A 22,642-nucleotide genomic window follows, 5' to 3' on the forward strand; every position below is an offset into this window, starting at 1 on the left:
CCACGTACGAGTGAACGGCCTAGTCGCGTTCCGCGCGGTCGGCCGGCGCGAACGGCAGCTCCGCGCTCAGGGTGGTCCCTGCGGTGGGCGGGCTGTCGAGGAACATCGTGCCGTCGAGTGCTTCCACACGGTCTTTGAGGCCGACGAGACCGGTGCCGGCGGCGAAGTCGGCGCCGCCGATGCCGTCGTCCTGCACGCGGACGCGCAGCACCTCGGAGTCGGCGCCCACGGTGATGGTGACGGCCGAGGCCCGGGCGTGTTTCACCGCGTTCGTCACCGCCTCGGAGACGACGTAGTACGCGCTGACCTCGACCCGCTCCGGCAGCCGTTCCCGGACGTCCACGTCGAGGTCGACCGGGATGGCCGAGCGGCGGGCGAGTGCCTTGAGCGCGGGAGCGAGGCCGCCCTGGGCCAGGATCGCGGGGTGGATGCCGCGCGCCACCTCACGCAGTTCGTCGAAGGCGTCCGTGAGCCCGTCCGCGACCTGGTGCAGCTCCGTCCGGAGTTCGTAGAGATTCGGCGGTACCGTCATCTGCGCGTTGTGGAGCAGGATGAGGAGCGAGACGAGCCGCTGCTGGACGCCGTCGTGCAGATCACGCTCGATGCGGCGGCGCGCCCCGTCGGCGGCGGTGACGATGCGGGCCCGTGAGGCGGTCAGCTCCGCATGGGCCTTGGCGTTCTCGATGGCGATGGCGACGAGATCGGTGAATGCGGCGATCTGCGACTCGGTGTTCGCCGGGAAGGGCTCGTCGCTCTTCTTCGACGCGACGATCGCCCCCCACAGGTGCCCGGCCACGACGACCGGGCAGCCGACCGACGAGCGGGCCGCCGCCGGACGCATGTCCCTGGCGACCGGCCCGGCGGCACTCTCGATGTCTTCGATCCGGACCGGATCGCGGGTCTGCCGGATCCCGTGGGCGACACCGGCCTCGTCGAGGGCGGGCGCGCCGGCCGCCGCCGGCTCCGGCCGGCCCCGGCGGCTCCAGGCGGCCACACCGCGCAGGGTGCCGTGTGTCTCGTAGTGGTCGATGCGGACCAGATCGGCGCCGCAGAGGAGGCCCACCTCGCGCATGGCGGCCTCGAACACCTGGGACGGGCGGGACGACCGTGCGACGAGGGTGGCGACCTCGCGCAGCGCGGACTGCTCCCGCGACAGCCGCGCCGACACCAGAGCCGTGCGCCGCAGCCGGGCCGCCAGCTGTCCGACGACCACCGCCGTGAGGAGGAAGGTGGCCAGGGCGACGGCGGTCTGCGAGTCGGCGATCTCGAACCCGCGCGGCCTGGCGAACAGATACACGTACGCCGCGACGCTCAGGACGGATGCGACGACAGCGAGTGCGGTCCCCCACGCCACGGCCACGAACAGGACCACGAGCAGGTAGAGCGCCATGAGATGCAGGGGCAGAACGTACCGCTCGAGGACGTCCAGAAGGGCCGTCACCGCGGCCACCATCGCCGTGGCGGCGAGCAGTCCCGTCAGCCGGCGGCGGCTCAGCACGTTCACCCGGCGATGCGTCATGGCGTCGCTTCCCATTGCCCGACTCGCCTGAGCTTTCGGTATGTCGACGGTTGTTCGTCCATCAAGTGTGACATCGAACTGGAACGTCATACCGCTGAGCCGCGGCCGGGCCCCTCGGCTGCTGTCGACTCGGCGCTGATGCCCGTGAGAACCTGCTGGTGGGCAGGCACGCCCCCGCCATGGGCCGGCTGGCCTGCCGACCATGCCGCTAGGGACGGCGGAAGGCGCGGTATGACGCAGTTGCGGGTGGTTCTGGCAGAGGACGACGTCCTGCTGCGCCAGGGCCTGGCCAGCCTGCTCGAGCGGTCCGAGGTGGCCGTCGTGGGGCAGGTCGGGGACGGCAACGCGCTGCTGCAGCTCGCCAGGGAGACCGTGCCCGACCTGGTCGTGGTCGACATCCGCATGCCGCCGACCAACACCACGGAGGGGCTGGAGGCGGCCCGTGTCATCCGTCATGAGCTGCCCGACGTAGGCATCCTGGTGCTGTCCGCGCACGTCGAGGTCGAGCACGCCATGGAGCTGTTGGCGGGCGGTCGGCGGATCGGGTACCTGCTCAAGAGCCGGATCGCCGACATGGACGAGTTCCTGGAGGCGGTCCGGAGGATCGCCAAGGGGGGATCCGTCGTGGACCCCGCGCTGATCGAGGAACTGGTGTCCGTGCGACGGCGCGAGGATCCGCTCGACGTGCTGAGCGAGCGCGAGCGCGAAGTCCTGGCCCTGATGGCGGAGGGCAGGTCCAACGTCGGTATCGCACGCCGGCTGTGGGTCACCGAGGGCACCGTCGAGAAGCACGTGCACAGCATCCTCGGCAAGCTGGGCCTGTCCGAGACCGACGACGACCACCGCCGCGTACGAGCTGTCCTGACCTATCTGCAGGCCCCCTGATCCCTCTCTGCGCGCCCCCTGGCCCCGGGCCTACCGATCGTGCTCCGGCGGTGCGGGCGGTTCTCGGCCTTCGCCTGTCCGGCTGCCGCATCCGTCGTCGAGCAGGGTGCGGATCGCCGCGGCGGACAGGCAGTTCTTGGACAGGAACCCGACCGCCGAGGCCGCCGCGACCAGGTGCGCGCACTCCAGCTCCGCGCGCGCGGAGATCAGGATGGTCCGGGGCGGCTCGGCGGTGGCGTCCCGATGGAGACGGTGCGCGAGTTCGATGCCGTTCTCCGCCCCGAGTTCGATGTCCACCAGGACGACGTCCGGCCGTAGCTCCGCGACCCGCTCGGCCGCTTCGGCACCTGTTGACGCGACCCCCACCACACTGACGCCCTCCCGCTCCAGCAGGCAGCGGGCGGCGGCCAGGAAGTGGAGGCAGTCATCGACGATGAGGCAGCGCACCACTGGATCAGCGTCGCACACGGTGACGCGGACGGACATTGCAGCTGACCGCCATATCGCGGTACGTCAGCAGGGGGGATCAGTTCACGGCTGCCGGGCGGAGCGCGGTCCCGGCCGTGACGGCCGTCCACGGCGTACGTTCGACGACCAGGCCGCGCAGCGCGCGTACTTGGCGCGGGGCGTTCCAGCCGAGTGCGCCGACCACCCGCCCGTGGTGGCCGTAGACGGCGGCGAAGCGGCCTTCCGACGGGGCACCGTCGGCGATCCGCAGCTCCGCGCCGGGCGGGAAGACGCCGTAGGCCTGGATCCTGGTGTCGTACTGGTCCGTCCAGAAGTAGGGCACGGGAGCGAACGGGGTGGCGTCGCCGAGCAGGTTGCCGGCCGCGGCCATGGCCTGTTCGGCCGCGTTCGTCCGGTGCTCCAGTCGCATACGGGTGCCGAAGTGCGGGTTGTGCCAGGAGGCGACGTCACCGGCGGCGTAGACACCGAGGGCGGCCCGGCACTGCGCGTCGCACACCACCCCGTCCTCCAGGCGCACCCCCGACCCTGCCAGCCAGCCAGTCGCGGGCGTGCAGCCGAGGCCGAGGAAGACGACCTCGGCCGGCAGCGTGGTGCCGTCACCGAGTTCCACCGCGGTCACCCGCCCGCCGGTGCCGTGCAGCCGGCGTACCGCCACCCCGCAGCGCAGGCGGGGACCCTCTTCGGGTGTCTCACCCACACTTTCAGTTGCATCACTCATCTATATTGTCCGTCTATATGGACGAGCGATGCATCTGGTTCCGTCGTGACCCGGATCCGCCTCGGGCGGGGCCGAAAGGTCCCCGGAGCGGGTCCGGGCGGCCCGTGGTGCCGGGACCCCCGCAGGCCCACGCTGGGATCGGACACCACGAAGGGAGCCGGTGCGATGACCTCCGCCACCACCATGAAGGCGGCACTCCCCGCCGAGCACCGTGAACAGCTGATACGCGTCGCCCGCGAGGTCTCCTTCGAGACCGGCACCCGCCTGTTCGAGGAGGGGCGGCGCGCCGACCGTTTCTGGATCGTGCGCACCGGGAGCGTCGCCCTCGACCTGCATGTGCCCGGCCGCCGCCCGGCCGTCATCGAATCGCTCGGTCACGGAGAACTGATCGGCTGGTCCTGGCACTTCCCTCCGTACCTCTGGCACCTGGGCGCGGAGGCGACGAGTCCGGTGCGGGCCTGGGAGTTCGACGCCGACGCGGTCCGGGCGATGTGCGCCGACGACCCCGAGTTCGGCCGGACGATCGCGGTCTGGGTCGGGCGCGTGGTCGCCCAGCGGCTGCACGCCTCCCGGGTCAGACTGCTCGACCTGTACGCCCCCTACGGCAGCGGCGGGCCGACCTGACCAGCCGGTCCTGAGCACGGGAGAGCCGCTGTGTTCCCTACTTCTCCGGCAACGGGACCCGCCACTCCAGCAGCGCGCCGCCGCCTTCCGGGCCGGACACGTCGAGGCGGCCGCCCAGCTGTTCCGCCCGCTCGGCCATGTTGCGCAGACCGCTGCGACGGCCACCGGGCCGGATGCCCACGCCGTTGTCCCGGACGGTGAGGGACACCTCGTGACCGTCGGTCGTGAGCACCACCTGGGCGCGGTCGGCGTGGGCGTGCCGGGCTACGTTGGTGAGGGCCTCGGAGAGGACGGCGGCCACGTGGTCGGCGATCTCGCGCGGCACGTCCGTGTCCACCAGGCCCTCCATACGCACACTGGGTGCGAAGCCCAGCACCGGTGCCGCCTCCCCGGCGACACGGACCACCCTGGCCCGCAGACCGCTCCCGGCGGCGCCCTCGCGGGCCCGCAGCCCGAAGATCGTCGACCTGATGATCTTGATGGTCTCGTCCAGGTCGTCGACGGCCCGCAGCACCCGCTCGGCGGCCTCCGGGTGCTCGATGAAGCGGACCCCGCTCTGCAGCGTCATCCCGGTGGCGAAGAGCCGCTGAATCGCCAGGTCGTGCAGGTCACGGGCGATCCGGTCCCGGTCCTGGAGCACCGCGATCTGCTCGGCGTCCTGCCGGCGTTCGGCCAGCTCCATCGCGATCGCGGCCTGCGCGGCGAAGCCCCGCACCATCTCGGTCTCCTTCTCCGAGAACACCGGCCGGCCGATCTCGCGGGCCAGCAGGACCACACCCCGGGGGCCGCCCTCCCCCGCGCCGATGGGTACGGCGACGGCGGGGCCCAGTCCGCCGAAGCGCGGGGGTTCCGGGGAGATCCGTTCGTCGTGGGTGACGTCGTCGCTCACGACCGGGGCCACACGGGAGTACGCCAGCCCCATCAGGCTGTCGTGCAGGGGCAGCACCAGCCCCCGGTGCGCCTCGGCGTCCACTCCGACGGCGATCTCCACGCTGAGCGAGGCGGTCTCCGCCATGGGCATCGCGACCGCCGCCAGGGCCGAACTCGTGTTCTCCCGGGCACGTTCGGCGATCAGGCCCAGGGCTTCGGAGCGTTCACTGCCGGACATCAGGCTGTGCGTGATCTCCGCGTTCGCCCGCAGCCAGCGCTCGCGCAGCCGCGAGTCCTCGTACAGGCGTGCGTTGTCGATCGCCACACCGGCCGCCACGGCCAGCGTGGACAGCACCGACTCGTCCTCCTCGTCGAAGTTCGCGCCGCCGCGCTTCTCGGTCAGGTACAGGTTCCCGAAGACCTGGTCGCGGATCCGGATCGGGACACCCAGGAAGCTGTTCATCGGCGGGTGGTTCGGCGGGAAGCCGTACGAGGCCGGGTGCTCTGAGATCTTCGCGAGCCGGAGCGGCTCCGGGTGACGGATCAGCTCACCGAGGATGCCGTGGCCTTCCGGAAAGGGGCCGATCCCGGCGATCTCCTCCCCGGTGACGCCGACCGTGTGGAACGCCGACAGCCGTGTGCCGTCCGGCCCGATGACGCCCAGCGCGGCGTACTCGGCGTCCACGAGCACCGCGGCCGCGTCCACGATGGAGTGCAGCACCTGCTCCAGGTCCAGCTCCCGGCCGACGGCGAGCACCGCCTCCAGCAGGCTGTGCACCCGGTCCTGGGTGCCCCGGGCCGCGTCGATCCGGGCCTGCAGCTCCTCCAGCAGCTCATCGAGTTTCAGCTGCGGCAGTCGTAGGCGCGGCTCGTCGGGGCTCGTCAGGATTCACCACCACGTTCCTCCAGGTCCCCTGGACGGGTGGACCCGGACCGGTCAAGTCCTTCCCACGGTATCCGCCCCCGGCAGGACCCGGCACGGAATCCGGTCAGCGCCGTACGCCCCCGGCGTCCCCGCCTCACACGGTGATGCGCCGGCCGGTGACGGCGAAGGGATCGATGCGCACCCACACCTCGCGGACGCCCCCTGCCCAGGGCCCGGTGTGCGCACGCTCCCTCAGCCGGAGCTGCTCCTCGGGGTCCGTGACCTCGCGTGCGGGTCCGCGGACCAGGACGCTCCAGCCCTGGCTGAACGCGTCGTCGATGCAGTCGACCTCGAACGCCACATGGGTGCCGGCGGCCAGGGAGGGCGTCGCACCGTGTGCGGTCCGGAAGACGATCGCGCCGTCCAGGACGCTGTAGTTGACGGGCACGATCACCGGACCGGAGGCCGTGGTGACGGCGAGCCGCCCCACCCCGTGCGTCGCCAGCAGGGCTCTGCACTCGCCGGGGCGCAGCCTCGTGAACTCCGGTGCGTGTCCCGCGTGCCCGGCCCAGGTTCCCGGAGGCAGCTCGACGGCGCCGCCGGTGAGTTCGGTGACGGTGGTCTCCAGCGCCTGGGCCAGTTTGATCAGTGCGGCCGTGCCCGGCGCGGCACCGGGATGTTCCTCCAGGTAGGCGAGGTAGCCGTCCGCCATCCCGGCGCGCACGGCCGTCTCCCGCCGCGTCAGGCCGAGTTTCGCCCGCCGGGCGGCGATCCGGCGGCCCAGGTCACCCAGGGGGGTCTCCACCGCCACATCCGCGAGCACGTGCGTCGCCACGTTCGGCCCGGTCCGCCCCGTCACAGGCGACGGCTTCCGCGTCGTCGCGCCGGGTGCAGCCCGCGCCGCCGCGCCCGACGGAGCCGGCGTCGCTTTGCTGGACGACGTCCGTTCGGTCGTGCTCGACGGCGTCGGTTCCGTCATGCTCGGCGGCGTCCGTTCCGTCATGCCCGATGGCATCTGTTCGGTCATGTTCGCTCAGGCCTCTCCCGTCGGGCCGCGGGCGACGGCTACACGCGCCGACGTCGGCGGCCGGCCTCCGGCATGGTGCGGGACCGTCTCGTACGTTCATCCTGTGCGGTGCGCGAGAGGCATCGCTCGGGCCGTTCGGCCCTCGCGGCCGACCGGACGGCGCTCATCGGTGGGTAATCGCGCTCAGATGTTGCCCTGGCGGCCTCGGTCCTGGGCCGATCGGCCCTTCCGCGCGCCCCCGAGGCCCCGCTTTGATCGTGCCATGTCCGAGAACCACACGCGCGTGGATCTGTACCCTGCGGACCCCGCGGCCGAGGGCGCAACGGTCGTGGCCCTGCACGGGGAGATCGATCTGCTGGCCGCAGAGACACTGGTGGATCGGCTCGACGCGCTCACCGCCCAGCCGCAGCACGACCTGGTACTCGACCTGCGGCAGGTCGTCTTCATCGACTGCGCCGGGCTGGGCGTCCTGTGCCGGACACGGAACCGGACACTCGCCCGGCGGGGCCGGCTGCGGCTGGTGGCCGACAGCGTGGACTTCCTGCGGCTGCTGCGCACCACCGGCCTGTGGGGCGTCTTCGACGTACAGGCACGGCTGCCATAGCCCCGCCCGGGAGCCGGCAAGTCCACCCCGGAGCCGGGCCTCCTGCCCAGGGGCCCGGGCCCCTGAGGAGAACCGGGTCCCAGCCCCGGAGCAGGGTCCCTGTCCGGAAGCCGGGTTCAGCCGCTCCAGCTCCACTCGGCGACCTCCGGCAGGTCGGTGCCGTGTGCGCGGATCCAGGCATGGTGGCGGGTGCGGGCGTCGGCCATGGCCTGGCGTACGGTGGCCGCGGCCACGGCGAGGCCCGGGACACGGTCGATCACGTCCATGACGAGCCGATAGCGGTCCAGGTCGTTGCGCACGACCATGTCGAACGGCGTGGTCGTGGTGCCGGACTCCTTGTAGCCGCGCACGTGCAGGTTCGCGTGTCCGGTGCGGCGGTAGGCGAGGCGGTGGATCAGCCACGGGTAGCCGTGGTAGGCGAAGATCACCGGCTTGTCGGCGGGGAACAGTCCGTCGTACTCGAAGTCGCTCATCCCGTGCGGATGGTCCTCGTGCGGCATCAGCCGGGTCATGTCCACCACGTTGACCACGCGCACCGCCAGCTCGGGCAGGTGGCGGCGCAGCAGCTGCGCCGCGGCCAGCACCTCCTGTGTGGGTACGTCACCCGCGCAGGCCAGGACGACGTCCGGTTCGCCGCCGTTCTCGGTGCCGGCCCAGTCCCAGATCCCGGCGCCGCGGGCGCAGTGGGCGTCGGCCTGCTCCAGGGAGAGCCAGTCGAAGCAGGGCTGCTTGCCGGCGACGATCACATTGACGTGGTCGCGGCTGCGCAGGGCGTGATCGGCGATGGAGAGGAGGGTGTTGGTGTCCGGCGGGAGGAAGACGCGCACGACCTCGGGGCTCTTGTTGAGGACGTGGTCGACGAAGCCGGGGTCCTGGTGCGAGAAGCCGTTGTGGTCCTGGCGCCACACGTGCGAGGTGAGCAGGTAGTTCAGGGAGGCGACGGGCGCGCGCCAGGGCAGCTCCCTCGATGTCTTCAGCCACTTGATGTGCTGGTTGGCCATGGAGTCGACGATGTGCACGAACGCCTCGTAGCAGGAGAACAGTCCGTGCCGGCCGGTCAGCAGATAGCCCTCCAGCCAGCCCTGGCAGAGGTGCTCGGAGAGGATCTCCATCACCCGGCCGTGCCGGTCCAGGTGTTCGTCGACGGGGAGCGTCTCGGCCTGCCAGGCCTTTCCGCTGGCGTCGAAGACGGCCTGGAGCCGGTTCGAGGCGGTCTCGTCCGGGCCGACGAGACGGAAGTCCCGACGCTCCGCGGTGTTCCGCATGACCTGTTCGAGCAGGGTGCCCAGGACCCGGGTGGGCTCGTGCAGGCTCGCGCCGGGTTTGTCGACGGGTACGGCGATGCCGTCGAGGGCCGGCAGGGGCAGCTCGCGGACGAGGAGGCCGCCGTTGGCGTACGGGGTCGCGCCGAGCCGCTGCGTTCCCTCGGGGACGCAGGCCAGGACGTCCGGGCTCGGCCGTCCGTCGGTGCCGAACAGCTCCTCGGGCCGGTAGGAGCGCAGCCACTCCTCCAACTGCCGCAGATGCGCCGGATTTTCCCGGACTCCGGCCAGCGGCACCTGGTGGGCGCGCCAGGTGCCCGCGACCGGTACGCCGTCGACCTCGGCGGGGCCGGTCCAGCCCTTGGGTGTGCGCAGCACGATCACGGGCCAGTGCACGCGCCCTTCGGCACCCTCCTGGCGTGCACGGTGCTGCAGCCGGGCGATGCTGTCCAGTGCCTCGTCGAAGGCTGCGGCCAGGGCACGGTGCACCATGGCCGGGTCGTCGCCGCAGACGTGGAGCGGTTCGTGGCCGTAGCCGCGCAGCAGCGCGTCGAGTTCGGACTCGGGGAGCCGGGCCAGGACGGTCGGGTTGGCGATCTTGTAGCCGTTGAGGTGCAGGATCGGCAGCACGGCCCCGTCGTGCACCGGGTCGAGGAACTTGTTGGAGTGCCAGGAGGCGGCCAGCGGACCCGTCTCCGCCTCGCCGTCGCCGATGACACAGGCCACCAGGAGATCGGGGTGGTCGAGGGCGGCGCCGTAGGCATGCGCGAGCGAGTAGCCGAGTTCGCCGCCCTCGTGGATCGAGCCCGGGGTCTCGGGGGCCACGTGGCTGGGCACCCCGCCGGGGAAGGAGAACTGCCGGAACAGGCGCTCCATGCCGGGCGCGTCCCGTGACACGTCCGGGTAGGTCTCGCTGTAGCTCCCCTCCAGCCAGGAGTTGGCGAGCACCGACGGACCGCCGTGCCCGGGACCCCAGACGCACAACGCGTCGAGCCCGCGCGCCTTGATGACCCGGTTGAGGTGGGTGTACACGAGGTTCAGGCCGGGCGAGGTGCCCCAGTGGCCGAGCAGCCGGGGCTTGATGTGCGCGGGCTTCAGGGGCTCGCTCAGCAGCGGGTTGGCCATGAGGTAGATCTGGCCGGCCGCGAGGTAGTTGGCGGCGCGCCAGTGCGCGTCCAGGGTGCGCAGTTCCTCGTCGGTGAGCGCGGTGGCGTCCGGGTGGACCGGATGGACCGGGTGGGCCGGGTGGGCCGGGTGGGCCGGGTGGGACATGGGGACTCCGGAAGTCGTCGGCGATGGGTGGCAACGTCGTCGGTCGTTGGCAAGTTTGCGATGAATGTCGGGAAAGTTCCCTCATCGCGACCCCGGGCATGCCGCGTGGTTCGCCCCCGGCGGACACGGCCGGCCTGGCCGGAGTCCGAAGCGGCCTGGCGGGAGTCCGGAGCAGCCGGGCCGGAGTCCGCAGCGGCATTGCGGGAGTCCGGAGCGGGCCGAGTCAGCCGTGGGCGACCACCGCGACCGGGGCGTTGACGTGATGCAGTGCGGCGTGGGTGACATGGCCGATGTGGGCGCCGAGCGGGCTGGAGCGGACGCGCCGGCCGACGACGGCCAGGGACGCGTCACAGGAGGCGCTCACGAGGATCTGCGCCGCACTGCCGCACCGGCTCGCCTCGATCACGTCGACACCGGGGAACTTCTGCCGCCATCTGCGCAGCACCTCGCTCAGGACGGCGGCCTGTCTCCGTGCGAGCGAGCCGGCGAGTTCGGCGTCACCGGGGCAGCGGTGGAAGGAAGTGGTCGGCTCCGTCCAGCCGTGTACGACGCGCAGCGCCGCGCTGCGACGCTCAGCGGCGTCGAAGGCGAACTCCAGCAGCGTGTCGTCGGCATCGCCGGTGTCGAGGCCGAGGACGACGGGCCGGAAGGGCGTCGCGGCCGAGGGCACACCGGAACGATCCATCACGTGCTCGTCCGCGGCCTGCTCGTCCGCCCTGACCAGCACCACCGGTTGTCCGGCGTGGGCGACGACGGACAGGCCGACCGAGCCGACCACGAACCCGCCGATCCCGCCGAGGCACCGCGATCCGAGCACCAGCAGTTCGGCCGCGTTCGCCGCCCGGCACAGTACGTCGGCCGGATTCCCCGTGCGCTCCACGGTGACGACCTCGACACCGGGGTGGCGCAGCCGGATGCCTTCGGTGGACTCGCCCGGATCCGGGTCGGTCCAGTGCCGGAGGGTCTCCGGGCCCGGCAGCGGGGCCTGGGCCATCGGCCCGGGCACCGGCTCCCACACATGGACGATCTTCAGCGGCAGGCCCCGCAGCCGGGCCTCACGGGCCGCCCATTCGGCGGCGGCCCGGCTCTGGGACGAGCCGTCGAAGCCTACGGTGACGGTCCGGGTCATGGACTCCACCTCCCGGGTCGGGAACCCACTTCCAACGTGCTGGTCCGGCGCCGACGGGAGCAGGGGCCGTTCGTCCCCGTCCGGGACCGACCGACCCGGGTGTGCGCGGGCAGCGGCCCGCCCGCGATCATCGTCCGTGCGGACGCGCCCGGGCCCCGGGGCCGCGCGGTTCCTGGTCGGGAGAGCGTCGCGCGGGCAGCCCGCGTCCGACGGCTGGAGTTCGCTCTCGCGCGCCGCGACCATGGGGTGAGTAGGGCCGGTCGGCCCTAGTGCGCACGGCGCCGACGGGTGATGATCAGCGTCGTGGACAGCCCGGAGCCTGTCCCTGCCGGGAACGAGAGGTCGTCATGACCGCGACACGCATCTTCACGGAGCAGAACCCGATCCGCGTGTTCCTGCTGGACGACCACGAGGTCGTGCGCCGCGGACTGACCGACCTGCTGGACGCCGAACCGGACATCTCCGTGGTCGGCGAGGCGGGCACCGCCGAGCACGCTCTGGCCCGCGGCCCCGCGCTGCGCCCGGACGTCGCCGTCCTCGACGTCCGGCTGCCCGACGGGAACGGCATCTCGGTCTGCCGGGAACTGCGCAGCCGGATGCCGGATCTGGCATGTCTGATGCTGACCTCGTTCGACGACGAGGACGCTCTGCTGGACGCGATCATGGCCGGGGCGTCCGGGTACGTCCTGAAGCAGATCAAGGGGTCCGACCTGGTGTCGGCGGTCCGCACCGTCGCCTCGGGCCAGTCGATGCTGGACCCCGCGACGACGGCCCGCCTCATGCGGTCCCTGCGGGCCGACCCTGCCGCGGCGCCCTCACTACCGCCCGAACTGGCGGGCCTGTCACCGCGCGAACGGGACATCCTCGCCCTGATCGGCGACGGCCTGACCAATCGTGAGATCGGCAACAAGCTGTACCTGTCCGAGAAGACCGTCAAGAACCACATCTCACGGCTGCTGGCCAAGCTGGGGGTGCAGCGCCGGGTCCAGGCCGCGGTCCTCGCCTCCCACCTCGAACAGCACGCCTCCGAGGAGAGCCCCGCGCGCTGAGGGCTGCCGCGGAGGCCTGTACGGAGTCGTCGACCGGACCAAGGGAGGACATGCCGGGCGGGTGCGCATCCCCCGCTTGGTCTAGTCGGTGGACGCTGCGCATGTTCGACACTTCGGGAGGTACGAGAGTCGGCGCCGTTCGATTGCCAGTCGACTAGAAGATGTCGGCCGATCCGTCCTGCGTGAGTTTCTCGAGGATCGCGCGCATCCACGGGGCGCGAACGGCCGGTAGCCGGACCAAGGTGTGCTGGAACGTTCCCCGGTCGGCCCGGAACAGGTAGTTGGGGCGCGGCGGGAGCGGGTCGTCGCGGAGGACGTCTTGCGGTATGCCGCCCGACGCGGGAACCGGCAAGTACGGCTGGGGAGAGACCAGCCACAGCCACACCCCCAGCGGCAGGGGCACCGGGTATGCCGATGCAGCCGGGCCGGCGGGGGCCCAAGTCTGACCCGTCCGGGGATGGACCGGTACGAGGAGGATGCCAACGCCCGCGTCGGGGGAGGGTTCTCCTGGTCCAGCCAGGACGGCGCGCCGCGTCGGCAGGCCAGCGGGCAGCAGGGTGTCGAGCGCGCGTTGGAACACGTCCGCGGTGAGACCGTTGGGGACCTTTACCGGCTGTCCTTCGGAGGCCACCAGCAGGTGGGCGAGAGCCTGGCCGGCTGCCGCCTCCCATTGCGGACTCCACGACCAGTAGTGGCTCGGCCCAAACCGTCCTCCCCATGAGGCAATCGGCTCGAAGGGGGGCGTGCTCTCCCCCCTCTCTGCCAGCTCCGCCCAGGAGAACGGCGCAGCGTGGACACCGTCGACGAGTACGCGGCGCACGGCGTCCGAGCTGAGCCGCACTGCCTGCCAGAGCGAGCAATCGTCGACCCTGGTCGCCACGGGCAGGTCGCACGCTTCGCAGGCCATGTTGGGCCCGTCGGCCCCGTCGAGGCCACAGCAGGCACCGCCGCGCTTCTCGGGCATGAGCCGGGTTCCGCGGATATCGCCGGGCGCGATGACGATCGCCCCGGGCGTGCTGTCGGACAGGGCGTAGACCGGCGCGTAGATGCCGCGCGCCTCCGCCTCGCCCGGATCAATCTCGTCCCACATCCGCCACGGCCCTCTCCAGGGGTCCGGGTCCACTGCAAACGTCCCTGACTCCATGAGCACCGGAAGCTGGACCCCATTCCCGTACTTCTGACGGGCGTGGGCCGGAAGGGAGACCTGGGACAAGGGGACGGTCAGCCCGGCATCGCACCGCACACAAACGAAAACGAACAAAAGCCCCCTCCGTATGGGAAACAGCTGCATCGTCGCAGCTCGGCGGCAGCCCGCCAACGTGTTTTCTCATCCGTCATGGACGGTCAACTCAGCGTGGGCGAATGCCAGCCGCCGTCCCTGAGGAAGCCACGCGGCTTGGTCCGGAAAAGGGCGGCGGTGAGTGCGGCCCGCTTCAGGTGACGCCGTCTTCGCCGGCGCGGCCCCAGCCCGGGGACGGCGGCTGCGGCCAGGCCGGCCGACGCGGCAGAGTTGACGTCGGCCGGTCGGACACCAGCCCGGCGGCGGACGTCCGGCCGCTGAGCCAGCCGAGCAGTGCGTGGCCGGGGCCGGCGATCGCCGGACCGCCCGGGCAGACCTCCCAGGACCGTCCGAGATCGACCGCTTCGACCGAGGAAACGGCGAAGCCCTGGGCCTTGAGTGCGGCGAGCGTGTCATCGAGTGCCCAGCAGACGTACGCGGCCGGCCAGTCCGCGGTGCGATAGCCGAGGTCCAGGTCCAGGTGGTGCGTCTCCAGTTCACGCAGACACCGTCGCAGGGTGTACCAGGCGGGGTGCCGCCAGCCTGCCAGGGCGGTGACCATGCTCTCCCAGGCGGTCGCAGGCATGTCCCGGGCCTCCGACACGAACCGCGCCAGGCGGCAACGCACTTCGGCGACCAGGTCGGCGGCGGGCAGCCCGGCGGTCTCCTCGACCGCCCGGGCCAGGGCCGCCGCGTCCCTGCGCGGCCCCGGCTCGGCGCCCGTACGGGCCAGGCGCAGCAGCCACACGTAGGCGTCGGCGCTGTGGGCCACATGGGCCAGCACATGGCCCCGTGTCCAGTGCTCCAGCCGTGAGGGGGCTCGCAGTCCATCGTCGGTCCGGCCCGCTGCGGCCCGGGTGAGCCGGTTGCCCGAGCGGACGACGTCGTCGATCAGGTCATGGATGCCTGCCCTACTCATCGCGGCGGGACTGGTCATGCGCACTCCTGAGCCTCGCGGTGAATCGCCCAGGCGCGCGGCACGGACCCATGACGGCCGAGCCGCTCCCCGGTGGTGGTCCACCCTCGACGCCAGTCACGGCCCTCGGCCACCCTAAGAGATGGCAACCGCCGCCGACAGGCTGCAGGCTGCACCTCAAGGACCCCTTCGCTCACGGGCCTTGCTGCGCGGCGACTTCCACCCTCGCGACCGGGCCGGGGAAGGGCCCGTCCTGTCCGAACCGGATCCACCGACGCCGCGGCGGGTCCAAGAGCTCGCCGAGTCCGGTCCCCGGCATCCCGCCCGCCACCGCCGGCCGAGACAGGGCCGCCGCCGCAGGCGGTCGCGCCGAGGGCCAGGGCGGTGAACCGGCCCGCAGGCGGGGCGCGTTGAACGCCCGCAGCAGGGACATCATGCCTGTGCCGACCGGGATCTGCTGCGCCGTTCCCGGAAGCGCGTGGCGGGTTACGACGGCTTCACCGAGGACCGAGCCCCCGGCCGACGTCCGAGCCCCCGCGGACGGCCGTACCACCGTGGACGGCCGTACCACCGTGGACGGCCGCGCCACCATGGAACGCCGAGCCGCCATGGAACGCCGAGCCACCAGGGACGGCCGCGCAGCGATTGCGCAGGGGCTCGTACCAGACCTGCCGACCCTCCGGTCACCTCAGCCGCTGCGTCGCATCTCTCTTTCAAGGACGGTGCGGAAGGTGTGCGCAGGCCGACCGGTGAGGCGCTGGACGGTGTCGGTGATCCGGTCCTCGGCCCCTTCGGCGATGGCACGGTCCATGCCGGCCAGCATGGCGGCGAACTCGGGCGGCATCAGCGCCGTGAGGCGGTCGCGCATGCCCTCGAAGGACAGACCGCGGTGGACGACAGGCCGGCCGGTGACCTCCGTGACGATGGCGGCGATGTCGTCGTAACTGAGTGCCTCCGGTCCCGTGAGGACGAGATCGGTGTCGGGGGCGCAGTCATCGGTCAGGGCGTGGGCGGCGACGGCGGCGATGTCGTCGGCGTCGACGAAGCCGACCCGGCCGGTCCCGGTGGCGGTCCGGATGGTGCCGTCCTCGCGGATGTCCCGGGCGTGCGCGTGCTCGCCGGTGAAGTTCTGCATGAACCAGGAGGGGCGCAGCACCGCCCACTGGTCGAACAGACCTGGCAGGGCCTGGTGCACCTTGCCCACCGCCGGGCCGCCCGCGGGAACCGCCGAGGAGCTGAGGAGCACTGCGCGGTGCGCGCCTGCGGCGCGGGCCTGCCGGAGGAAGGGCAGCATGATCGGCGCCGGGTCGAAGTCGCCGAGGGGCGGGACGAGGTAGACGCGGTCGACCCCGTCGAGGGCGGCGGCGTGGGTGGCGGGGTCGTGCCAGTCGAAGCGCACCGCCTCCGCGCCGGGGACCGGGGTGGCGTGCCGGCCGGCGGCTCTGACGCGGTGGCCGGCCGCCGTCAGCCGCGCGGTGGTGCGGCTGCCGGTGGTGCCGGTGGCGCCGATGACCAGAGTGGTGCCGGTGCTGGTCATCGGCTGCTCCCGGCGAAGTCGGTGCCGGACTCGAGGACGGCGAGGGGATTCCAGTAGTCGCGGTAGGAGGTGATGTGCCCGTCGTGGACGGTCACGACGGCGATGTAGGTCATGTCGAAGGGGCTGTCGGTCTTCACCAGGCGGCCGACGCCGCGCATCTCGACCACGATGGTCTCCGGATCGGTGGTCCGGTGGATCCGCAGGTCGGGGAAGTCGTGCAGATCGATGTGGTCGGGGTAGGGGCGCATGTAAGCGGCGATGGCCTCCTTGCCCTCCAGGCGCCCGGGCCGGCCCTGGGGGGCGAAGGGGAACTCCATGACGCCGTCATCGGCCCACAGGGCGACCCACGCGGGAATGTTCTTGTCCAGGAGAAGTCGCAGGCTGTGGCGGTACAGATCCTCGGGGGAGGTCGGTGCGGACATGGGTGTCCTCCATCTCGTAATATCCGGACCAAGGGTCCGCTTTGACGATACGGACCCGGGGTCCGCTTTGCAAACGAAGGAACCACATGACCGAGCGCAAGCCCCGCAGGGACGCTGCCCGTAACCGGGAGGCCGTCCTCGCGGCCGCCGACGCCCTGTTCGCCCGCCGCGAGAGCCCCGACGACGTCACCATGGCCGATGTCGCGGCCGCGGCCGGCGTCGGCAAGGGAACGCTCTTCCGCGCCTTCGGCGATCGCGCCGGGCTGCTGCGTGCGCTGTACGAGGCGCGTCTCGAACCGATCAGAGAGGCCATCGCGGCCGGCCCCCCGCCCCTGGGGCCCGCCACCCCAGCGCATCAGCGCGTACCCGCTCTCCTCGACGCCGTCCTGTGCTTCAAGCTCGACAACCGCCGTCTCGCGCTCGCCCTGGAGGAGGGCGGGAGCAGCAGCCCTTACCAGGCGGAGCACTACGAGAGGTGGCACGAGCTGCTCCGAGCCGTGCTGGAGCAGCTCCCCGGCTCGGCCGACAGCGGCTTCACCGCCCATGCGCTGCTCGCCGCCACCCGGGCCGACCTCGTCGAGTACCTGGCGGAACGTGAGCGCGTGCCGCGCGAACGGATGCGGGCACAACTGGCGGACTTCACCAGGAGGGTTCTGGGCCCGCCCGCACCGCAGGAAGGGGTCGCCGAGGGCTGATCGGAGAGCGGGGACGAGCGCGCGCCCTGACCCGTCGCCGCCGGCCGGACCGCCGTACCCCTCCCCACGGGGGCCGCTCGGCTGCACACATCAGCGGCTTCCCGACCGCCCGCTGGACGGCCGACCTCGACCCTGGAGCCGGACTTCGGCCGCACCCTCGGCACGAACAGCGGCACGGTCTTCGGCATCGACGGCATGTCCACCGCGAACGGCGCCCTGGACGCGCCGTTCACGAACAACGGCACCGACCACCGCGCGCGGCGGTCCCCGTGCACGGATCGCCGCCCTTGCGCGAGGGGGTTCCGCCCTGCCGTCGGCCGGCGGAACCCCCTTCGAGCGGTCGGACGGTCAGGCGGTCTGCAGGGTCAGGCCGTAGCGGTCGAGGATCTCGTTGACCGGCTGGAACCAGGTCTCGCCGCCACCGGTGCAGTCGCCCCAGCCGCCGGAGGTGACACCTTGCGCCTGGTCGCCGCTGATGAAGGAGCCGCCGGAGTCGCCGGGTTCGGCACAGACGCTGGTCTTCGTCAGCTCGTACACCGCGCCCTGACTGTAGTTGACGGTCTCGTCGAGAGCCTCCACCGTGCCGCAGTGCCAGTGCGAGGTCGATCCCGACCGGCAGACGGAGGAGCCGGGGGGTGCGACGGCCGAGCCCCGCACCAGCTGGTCGGACACCGTGCCCCAGCCGAGCACGACCGGCACCGTCCACCAGCCGCTGCCCACGCTCACCCAGGCGTAGTCGTCGCCCGGGAACGAGGATCCCTGGAAATCGCCCACGTAGGAGCCGTCCCAGCCGTACACGGCGGCGTACGGCCCGCCGCAGTGCCCGGCGGTGACGAACCCGCCGTACACCGAGAAGCCGATGGAGCAGCGGACGTTGCCCGTGTAGTAGGGGTCGCCGCCGACCGTGCCCGCGGCGAGGGTGGCCGGCGCCTTCGCGACCGTCTCGACGGTGACCTGGCCCGCCCGGCGGGCAGCGGCCAGGAACCGCTGGACATCGTTGTCGCCGGCCTTGCCCCGGACCACGTCGACGACGATCGCGCCGACCGCCGGATCGACATGCCAGCTGCTCACGCCCGCGGGTGCGGAGAGCCGGTCGATGTGTGCCTTGGCCGCATCGAGCTCGCGGGCGCTGTGCCGGACGGTGCGGACCGTGGCACCGGCGGCCCGGAGCGCCTGGCGGGTGGCCGCGGAGGCGCCCGGGGTGACGGCCACGGTCAGCCGCCCGCTCTTCGCGTCGAACCAGGAGCCGCCGTACGCGTCCCCGGCGGCCTTGCGGGCCTTGGGGTCGAGTTCCGTGGCCGCCCGCTCGGCCTTGAGACGCGCCTCGGCCTGAGCCTTCGTCAGGCCGAAGTCGTGCTGCATGGCGGAGAGGAGTCCGTCGGAGGCGGGTGCGGGAGCCGTGGGGGCGGCGGAGTCGCTCGCCGATGCGGGGAGCGTGCCGGCGGCGGTCAGACCGCCGAGCGTCAGCAGTGCGGCCAGGCCGGTGTGCAGAAGTCTCCTGCGTCTCATGGAAGTTGCCCTTCGTCGTTCCAGCTGAGTGGGGGTGGAACAGCCGAGACATGAGAGCGCTCTCATCCGTGCGGGGCAGAGCCTAGCCGCCCTCGCAAGTCAGGTCCATGCCAATAGGGGCCCCATGTGAACCCGCCAAGGGTCTCGTGCCACCCCACCCCCACGACCGGCCTCCACCGCCGACGCCGGCCCGGCCCCCTGCCCTCGCCCCCTCAATCCCCCGCCCCTCAACCCCTCACGGTCACCCGGTCATGGGCTCCCGAGCAGCCGGTCGATCCGACGACAGGTCAGACGGACCCCGACGAGTCGCCGGTCGCGGGTCCGGCACTTGCACCGAGGGAGAGATCGGTGAGGGTGCGGAGGGTGTCGGCCAGCTGCGGGACCAGGCCCTCGGGGATGTGGTCGAGGACCCGGCTCCGCGCGATGGCGACATGTGCGCCCTGCGCGGCGGCGACGCGATCGGCACCGGCAGCGGTGAGCAGGGTGTCGTTTCCGCGGCCGTCGACTCCGTGCCGCTCCTTGGCGGTCAGCCCCTGGGCGCTCAGGGCCTGGACGACGCGCGTGATGCGGGAGGGGCTCAGTCCGGTCGCGGCGGCCAGTTCCGACATCCGCATGCGGCGCTCCGGCGTCCGGCTGAGCGTGAGCAGGACGGCGAACTCCGTCATCGACATCCCGGTCGCCCTGCTCATGTCGTCCTCCAGCACCCGAGGCAGGGCGTGGACGAGGCGGCCCAGGGACTGCCAGAGCAGCATCTCGTCCGGAGTGAGGGCGGGGCCTTCGCGCGCGGTGGGGCTGTCGTTCACGCATCCATCCTGTCCGACTTTATTTGACGAGGCAAGCAAATGCGAGTACTACTTGCCCAGGCAAGCATTTCCTTGCCCAGGCAAGCACCCATCGTCGTCTCCACCCACACCCGGAGGCCTCATGACCACCGCCGCCCAGCGGCCGCCGACCCCGCCCGCCCCCGGCACCCCCGCCGGTCCGGAGGGCTTCACGCACCAGTACGCCGTCGTCAACGGAGTACGCCTGCACTATGTGATCGGCGGCCGGGGCCCGGCCGTACTGCTGATCCACGGCTGGCCGTTCACCTGGATCGAATGGCGACCGCTCCTGGCACCCCTGGCGGCCCACGGTTTCACCGTGATCGCGCCCGACCTGCGCGGATCGGGCAACTCCGGGAAACCGCCGGGCCGGTACACCAAGCGCGTGGAGGCCGAGGACCTCCACCGGCTCGCCGAGTTCCTCGGACTCCGGCACGTGCAGGTCGTCGGCACCGACATCGGCACGATGGTCGCCCACGCCTACGCCCAGACCCACCCCGGACGGATACGGCGGCTGGTCCTGACCGAGGCGTTCCTGCCCGGCTTCGGCCTCGAGGAACACATGAATCCCGCGACGGGCGGCTCATGGCACTTCGGCTTCCACGCCCAGGTCGAACTCGCCACCCTGCTCACCGCCGGCAAGGAGGAGCAATACCTCGGCCCCTTCTGGTCGTTGATGAGCGCCGGCGGCCTCACCGCCGCCGACCACGCCGAACTCCTGGACTCCTACCGCGCCCCGGACGGCATGCGCGGCGGCTTCGAGCACTACGCCACCCTGGCCGAGGACGGCCGCATCGCACGCGCCGCCCCGAAGGTCACCGTGCCCGTACTGGTCCTCAACGGCGAGCACGGCCTGCCGCAGCACGTCCTGCTGGACGGAGCCCGCCGGGCGGCCGCCGACGTGAGCGCCGACATCGTGCCCGGCGCCGCCCACACCATCGCGTCCGACAATCCGATCTGGCTGGCCCGGCGGCTCGCCCGGTTCTTCGAGAACGGCTCCGCCACCGACAGACCTCCCGGCGACAGGCCCCTCGGCGACAGGGCCGCCACCGCCGGCTGACCCGGCTCACGGCCGCACCCGTCTCCCCCTCGGCCCGGCGCCGCCGGTGCCCGTGCCCGTGCCCACCCCGCAGGAGTACCACCATGAAGATCCTCGTGACCGGCGCCACCGGCTACGCCGGCTCCCATGTCTCGCCGGCCCTGTCCCGTGCGGGACACACCGTCCTCGGCCTGACCCGCGACACCGCCTCCGCCGCCGCCCGTGCCCTGACCCGGGCGGACGTCACGCCCGTGCGGGGGGACTTCGCCGAGCCCGACAGCTGGCGCGGCCATCTCGACGGCGTCGATGCCGTCGTCCACCTCCTCATGGAGATGAGCGACCCCTACCGCGCCGACCAGCACCTGTTCGCCGAGCTGCTGGCCGCCCGGGAGAGCGACGGCCGCCGACGGCACCTGGTGTTCACCACCGGCATCTCCTCCTACGGCCGCACCGGTCATGCCCTGATGGACGAGAACACCCCCGGAGACCCGCACAGCCCCCTCGGCTTCCGCTTCCAGCTGGAGAGGGAACTCGCCGCCACGGGTCTGCACCACACCGTCGTACGCCCCGGCTTCCTGTACGGAGGACCCGCCACCACCTCGATGATGGGCCAGTGGTTCGCCGCGGCGGAGGAGGGACGTCCCGTCTTCTACGGTGACACCGCCAAGCGATGGAGCTGGGTCCACGTCGACGACCTCGCCGAGCTGTACGTCCGCATCCTCGACCGCCCCGCCGCCGTCGACGGCGAGGTCTTCGTCGCCGCGGACGAACAGCGGCTGCGCGCCGTCGACGTACAGGACGCCGCCGTACGCGCCGCCGGCTTCCACAGTGACATCGAGCTTGCGGGCGCGGAGGCCGGCGGGATGCTGCACATGGCCGCCGACCAGGACGAACTCGTCACCAGCGCCAAGGCCCGACGCCTGCTGGGCTGGACCCCACGCCATGCCTCCCCCACCGATTCCATCGCGTCCCACTACCGGGCCTGGCGTGCCGCCCGGCCCACCTCCGGGGGAGAGGATTCCGCCCGCCCGATCGGTCGAACCGTCACCGGTCCCGCAAGCGATGGAGCCGTTACCGGTCCCGCAATCGACTGAGCCGTCACCGGTCCCGCAACCGATCGGAGTGGTCGAGCACCGTCGGAGGTCGAGCACCGTCCAGGGTCCGGTATGCCCGGTGCCCGAGTACACCCGTGCGCCGCTGGTGTCGACATCCCGAAACGGAGAGGTCCGGACATGATGGAGGGACAAGGGTGTCCTGTGAGGAGGAGTGCGGCATGGCCGGGTCGGGCTCGGGCGATTCCGAGGGCGTGGCAGGCGGCAAGGCGCGGTTCGACGACATCTACGACCGGTCGGACCCGCGCGCCTACTTCAGACGGCTGGCTCCTCTCGACTACGAGATCCCGCACCAGGCGCAGCCGGTCTTCCGGCAGGTGGCCGCCGAACGTGCCGCGCTCGACGACGGCCGTCCGGACAGACCGGCGGTGCTGGACCTGTGCTGTTCCTACGGGATCAACGCCGCCCTGCTCAACCACGACGTGACACTGGCGCAGATGTACGAGCGGTACACCTCTCGAACCGCCTCCGCCATGTCGACGGTGGAACTCACGGCATGGGACAAGGAGTTCTACGCCGAACGGCGCCGCCCGGACGCGCTGCCGGTGATCGGCCTGGACATCGCCGCACACGCCGTGCACTACGCGCTGGCAGTGGGACTCCTCGACGCCGCCTTCACCGACGACCTGGAGCGGGGAGCGCCCGGCCCCCGGCTGGCCCGGGCGCTTGCCGACGTCGGCCTCGTCACGCTCACCGGCGGCGGCAGCTACCTCACGGCTCGGACCTTCGAGGCACTGCTGAACTGCGCCCGACGACCGGTGTGGGTCAGCACGTTCGTGCTGCGCACCGTGTCGTACGACCCGATCGAGCGGACGCTGGCCGCGCACGGCCTGCACACCACCGTCGACGCTTCCCGCACCTACCCCCAGCGGCTCTTCACCGACGAACGGGAACGGCAGTACGCGATCGAGGCGGTACGGTCACTGGGCGGCGATCCGGCCGGTCATGAGGAGGCCGGACGTTTCCACAGCGTGCACTACGAGTCCCGCCCTCGTGGAACGAGGTAGCCGGAGCGAGGAA

General features: G+C 72.0%; 21 protein-coding genes and 1 riboswitch. Of the genes, 8 read left to right on the forward strand and 13 right to left on the reverse strand.

Going from position 1 to position 22,642, the window contains the following annotated elements; all coding sequences use genetic code 11:
* Positions 1-19: 19 nt before the first annotated feature.
* Positions 20-1,519 (reverse strand): sensor histidine kinase, encoded by a 1,500-nt coding sequence (locus tag ACZ7P3_RS10430; protein WP_472080487.1) that lies wholly within the window; start codon positions 1,517-1,519, stop codon positions 20-22.
* A 231-nt stretch (positions 1,520-1,750) separates the two neighbouring features.
* Here ACZ7P3_RS10430 and ACZ7P3_RS10435 point away from each other — a divergent pair, with 231 nt between their 5' ends.
* The gene (locus ACZ7P3_RS10435) at positions 1,751-2,404 is read left to right on the forward strand and encodes a response regulator (protein WP_472080488.1); all 654 of its coding nucleotides are present in this window, start codon (positions 1,751-1,753) and stop codon (positions 2,402-2,404) included.
* A 30-nt stretch (positions 2,405-2,434) separates the two neighbouring features.
* On the opposite strand, the gene ACZ7P3_RS10440 is transcribed toward ACZ7P3_RS10435, so the two are convergent.
* Entirely contained in the window at positions 2,435-2,854 is a 420-nt protein-coding gene (locus tag ACZ7P3_RS10440; RefSeq protein WP_472080489.1) for a response regulator transcription factor, read from the reverse strand.
* A gap of 76 nt (positions 2,855-2,930) precedes the next feature.
* Positions 2,931-3,569 (reverse strand): oxidoreductase C-terminal domain-containing protein, encoded by a 639-nt coding sequence (locus tag ACZ7P3_RS10445; RefSeq protein ID WP_472080490.1) that lies wholly within the window; start codon positions 3,567-3,569, stop codon positions 2,931-2,933.
* A 186-nt stretch (positions 3,570-3,755) separates the two neighbouring features.
* Here ACZ7P3_RS10445 and ACZ7P3_RS10450 point away from each other — a divergent pair, with 186 nt between their 5' ends.
* A complete protein-coding gene (locus ACZ7P3_RS10450) occupies positions 3,756-4,214 on the forward strand; it encodes a Crp/Fnr family transcriptional regulator (RefSeq protein ID WP_472080492.1) in 459 nt (152 codons plus the stop codon).
* Positions 4,215-4,251: 37 nt separating this feature from the next.
* On the opposite strand, the gene ACZ7P3_RS10455 is transcribed toward ACZ7P3_RS10450, so the two are convergent.
* Together ACZ7P3_RS10455 and ACZ7P3_RS10460 are read right to left on the reverse strand one after the other, a co-directional pair.
* Positions 4,252-5,970, reverse strand: coding sequence for a sensor histidine kinase (locus tag ACZ7P3_RS10455; protein ID WP_472081044.1), 1,719 nt, complete (start codon positions 5,968-5,970; stop codon positions 4,252-4,254).
* Between the two features lie 133 nt (positions 5,971-6,103).
* Positions 6,104-6,784 (reverse strand): helix-turn-helix domain-containing protein, encoded by a 681-nt coding sequence (locus ACZ7P3_RS10460; RefSeq protein WP_472080494.1) that lies wholly within the window; start codon positions 6,782-6,784, stop codon positions 6,104-6,106.
* A 454-nt stretch (positions 6,785-7,238) separates the two neighbouring features.
* Between ACZ7P3_RS10460 and ACZ7P3_RS10465 the strand changes: the two genes are divergently transcribed.
* Positions 7,239-7,580 (forward strand): STAS domain-containing protein, encoded by a 342-nt coding sequence (locus ACZ7P3_RS10465; RefSeq protein ID WP_472080495.1) that lies wholly within the window; start codon positions 7,239-7,241, stop codon positions 7,578-7,580.
* 116 nt (positions 7,581-7,696) lie between these two features.
* Here ACZ7P3_RS10465 and ACZ7P3_RS10470 read toward each other — a convergent pair whose 3' ends face one another.
* Positions 7,697-10,114, reverse strand: a complete 2,418-nt coding sequence (locus ACZ7P3_RS10470; RefSeq protein WP_472080497.1) for a phosphoketolase family protein — start codon at positions 10,112-10,114, stop codon at positions 7,697-7,699.
* A 223-nt stretch (positions 10,115-10,337) separates the two neighbouring features.
* A complete protein-coding gene (locus ACZ7P3_RS10475) occupies positions 10,338-11,243 on the reverse strand; it encodes a universal stress protein (RefSeq protein WP_472080498.1) in 906 nt (301 codons plus the stop codon).
* A gap of 347 nt (positions 11,244-11,590) precedes the next feature.
* Between ACZ7P3_RS10475 and ACZ7P3_RS10480 the strand changes: the two genes are divergently transcribed.
* Positions 11,591-12,292 carry a response regulator gene (locus ACZ7P3_RS10480; protein WP_472080499.1) on the forward strand — a complete coding sequence of 234 codons (702 nt, stop codon included), beginning with the start codon at positions 11,591-11,593 and terminating at the stop codon, positions 12,290-12,292.
* Positions 12,293-12,446: 154 nt separating this feature from the next.
* Here the strand turns inward: ACZ7P3_RS10480 and ACZ7P3_RS10485 are convergent, their stop codons facing one another.
* The 4 genes from ACZ7P3_RS10485 to ACZ7P3_RS10500 form a co-directional block, all read right to left on the reverse strand.
* Positions 12,447-13,553 carry a hypothetical protein gene (locus ACZ7P3_RS10485; RefSeq protein ID WP_472081045.1) on the reverse strand — a complete coding sequence of 369 codons (1,107 nt, stop codon included), beginning with the start codon at positions 13,551-13,553 and terminating at the stop codon, positions 12,447-12,449.
* A gap of 172 nt (positions 13,554-13,725) precedes the next feature.
* Entirely contained in the window at positions 13,726-14,508 is a 783-nt protein-coding gene (locus ACZ7P3_RS10490; RefSeq protein ID WP_472080500.1) for a maleylpyruvate isomerase family mycothiol-dependent enzyme, read from the reverse strand.
* Between the two features lie 20 nt (positions 14,509-14,528).
* A riboswitch (ZMP/ZTP riboswitch) is annotated at positions 14,529-14,620 on the reverse strand.
* Between the two features lie 555 nt (positions 14,621-15,175).
* Positions 15,176-16,024, reverse strand: a complete 849-nt coding sequence (locus ACZ7P3_RS10495) for an NAD(P)H-binding protein (RefSeq protein ID WP_472080501.1) — start codon at positions 16,022-16,024, stop codon at positions 15,176-15,178.
* The gene (locus tag ACZ7P3_RS10500; protein ID WP_472080502.1) at positions 16,021-16,446 is read right to left on the reverse strand and encodes a nuclear transport factor 2 family protein; all 426 of its coding nucleotides are present in this window, start codon (positions 16,444-16,446) and stop codon (positions 16,021-16,023) included. Before ACZ7P3_RS10500 ends, ACZ7P3_RS10495 begins: the two co-directional genes overlap by 4 nt.
* Before the next feature lie 86 nt (positions 16,447-16,532).
* Here ACZ7P3_RS10500 and ACZ7P3_RS10505 point away from each other — a divergent pair, with 86 nt between their 5' ends.
* Entirely contained in the window at positions 16,533-17,141 is a 609-nt protein-coding gene (locus tag ACZ7P3_RS10505; protein ID WP_472080503.1) for a TetR/AcrR family transcriptional regulator, read from the forward strand.
* Between the two features lie 348 nt (positions 17,142-17,489).
* Here the strand turns inward: ACZ7P3_RS10505 and ACZ7P3_RS10510 are convergent, their stop codons facing one another.
* Both ACZ7P3_RS10510 and ACZ7P3_RS10515 read right to left on the reverse strand, forming a co-directional pair.
* Complete coding sequence (locus ACZ7P3_RS10510; protein ID WP_472080504.1) at positions 17,490-18,650, reverse strand: S1 family peptidase; 1,161 nt, start codon at positions 18,648-18,650, stop codon at positions 17,490-17,492.
* Between the two features lie 287 nt (positions 18,651-18,937).
* Positions 18,938-19,453 carry a MarR family winged helix-turn-helix transcriptional regulator gene (locus tag ACZ7P3_RS10515; RefSeq protein WP_472080505.1) on the reverse strand — a complete coding sequence of 172 codons (516 nt, stop codon included), beginning with the start codon at positions 19,451-19,453 and terminating at the stop codon, positions 18,938-18,940.
* 121 nt (positions 19,454-19,574) lie between these two features.
* On the opposite strand from ACZ7P3_RS10515, the gene ACZ7P3_RS10520 reads away from it, so the two are divergent.
* The 3 genes from ACZ7P3_RS10520 to ACZ7P3_RS10530 all read left to right on the forward strand — a co-directional run bounded on the left by ACZ7P3_RS10520 (position 19,575) and on the right by ACZ7P3_RS10530 (position 22,629).
* The gene (locus ACZ7P3_RS10520) at positions 19,575-20,531 is read left to right on the forward strand and encodes an alpha/beta fold hydrolase (protein ID WP_472080506.1); all 957 of its coding nucleotides are present in this window, start codon (positions 19,575-19,577) and stop codon (positions 20,529-20,531) included.
* Between the two features lie 83 nt (positions 20,532-20,614).
* Entirely contained in the window at positions 20,615-21,604 is a 990-nt protein-coding gene (locus ACZ7P3_RS10525) for an NAD-dependent epimerase/dehydratase family protein (protein WP_472080507.1), read from the forward strand.
* A 179-nt stretch (positions 21,605-21,783) separates the two neighbouring features.
* Positions 21,784-22,629, forward strand: coding sequence for a hypothetical protein (locus tag ACZ7P3_RS10530; protein WP_472080508.1), 846 nt, complete (start codon positions 21,784-21,786; stop codon positions 22,627-22,629).
* The last annotated feature ends 13 nt before the right edge of the window (positions 22,630-22,642 follow it).

This window comes from Streptomyces sp. NPDC107581, assembly GCF_055657175.1.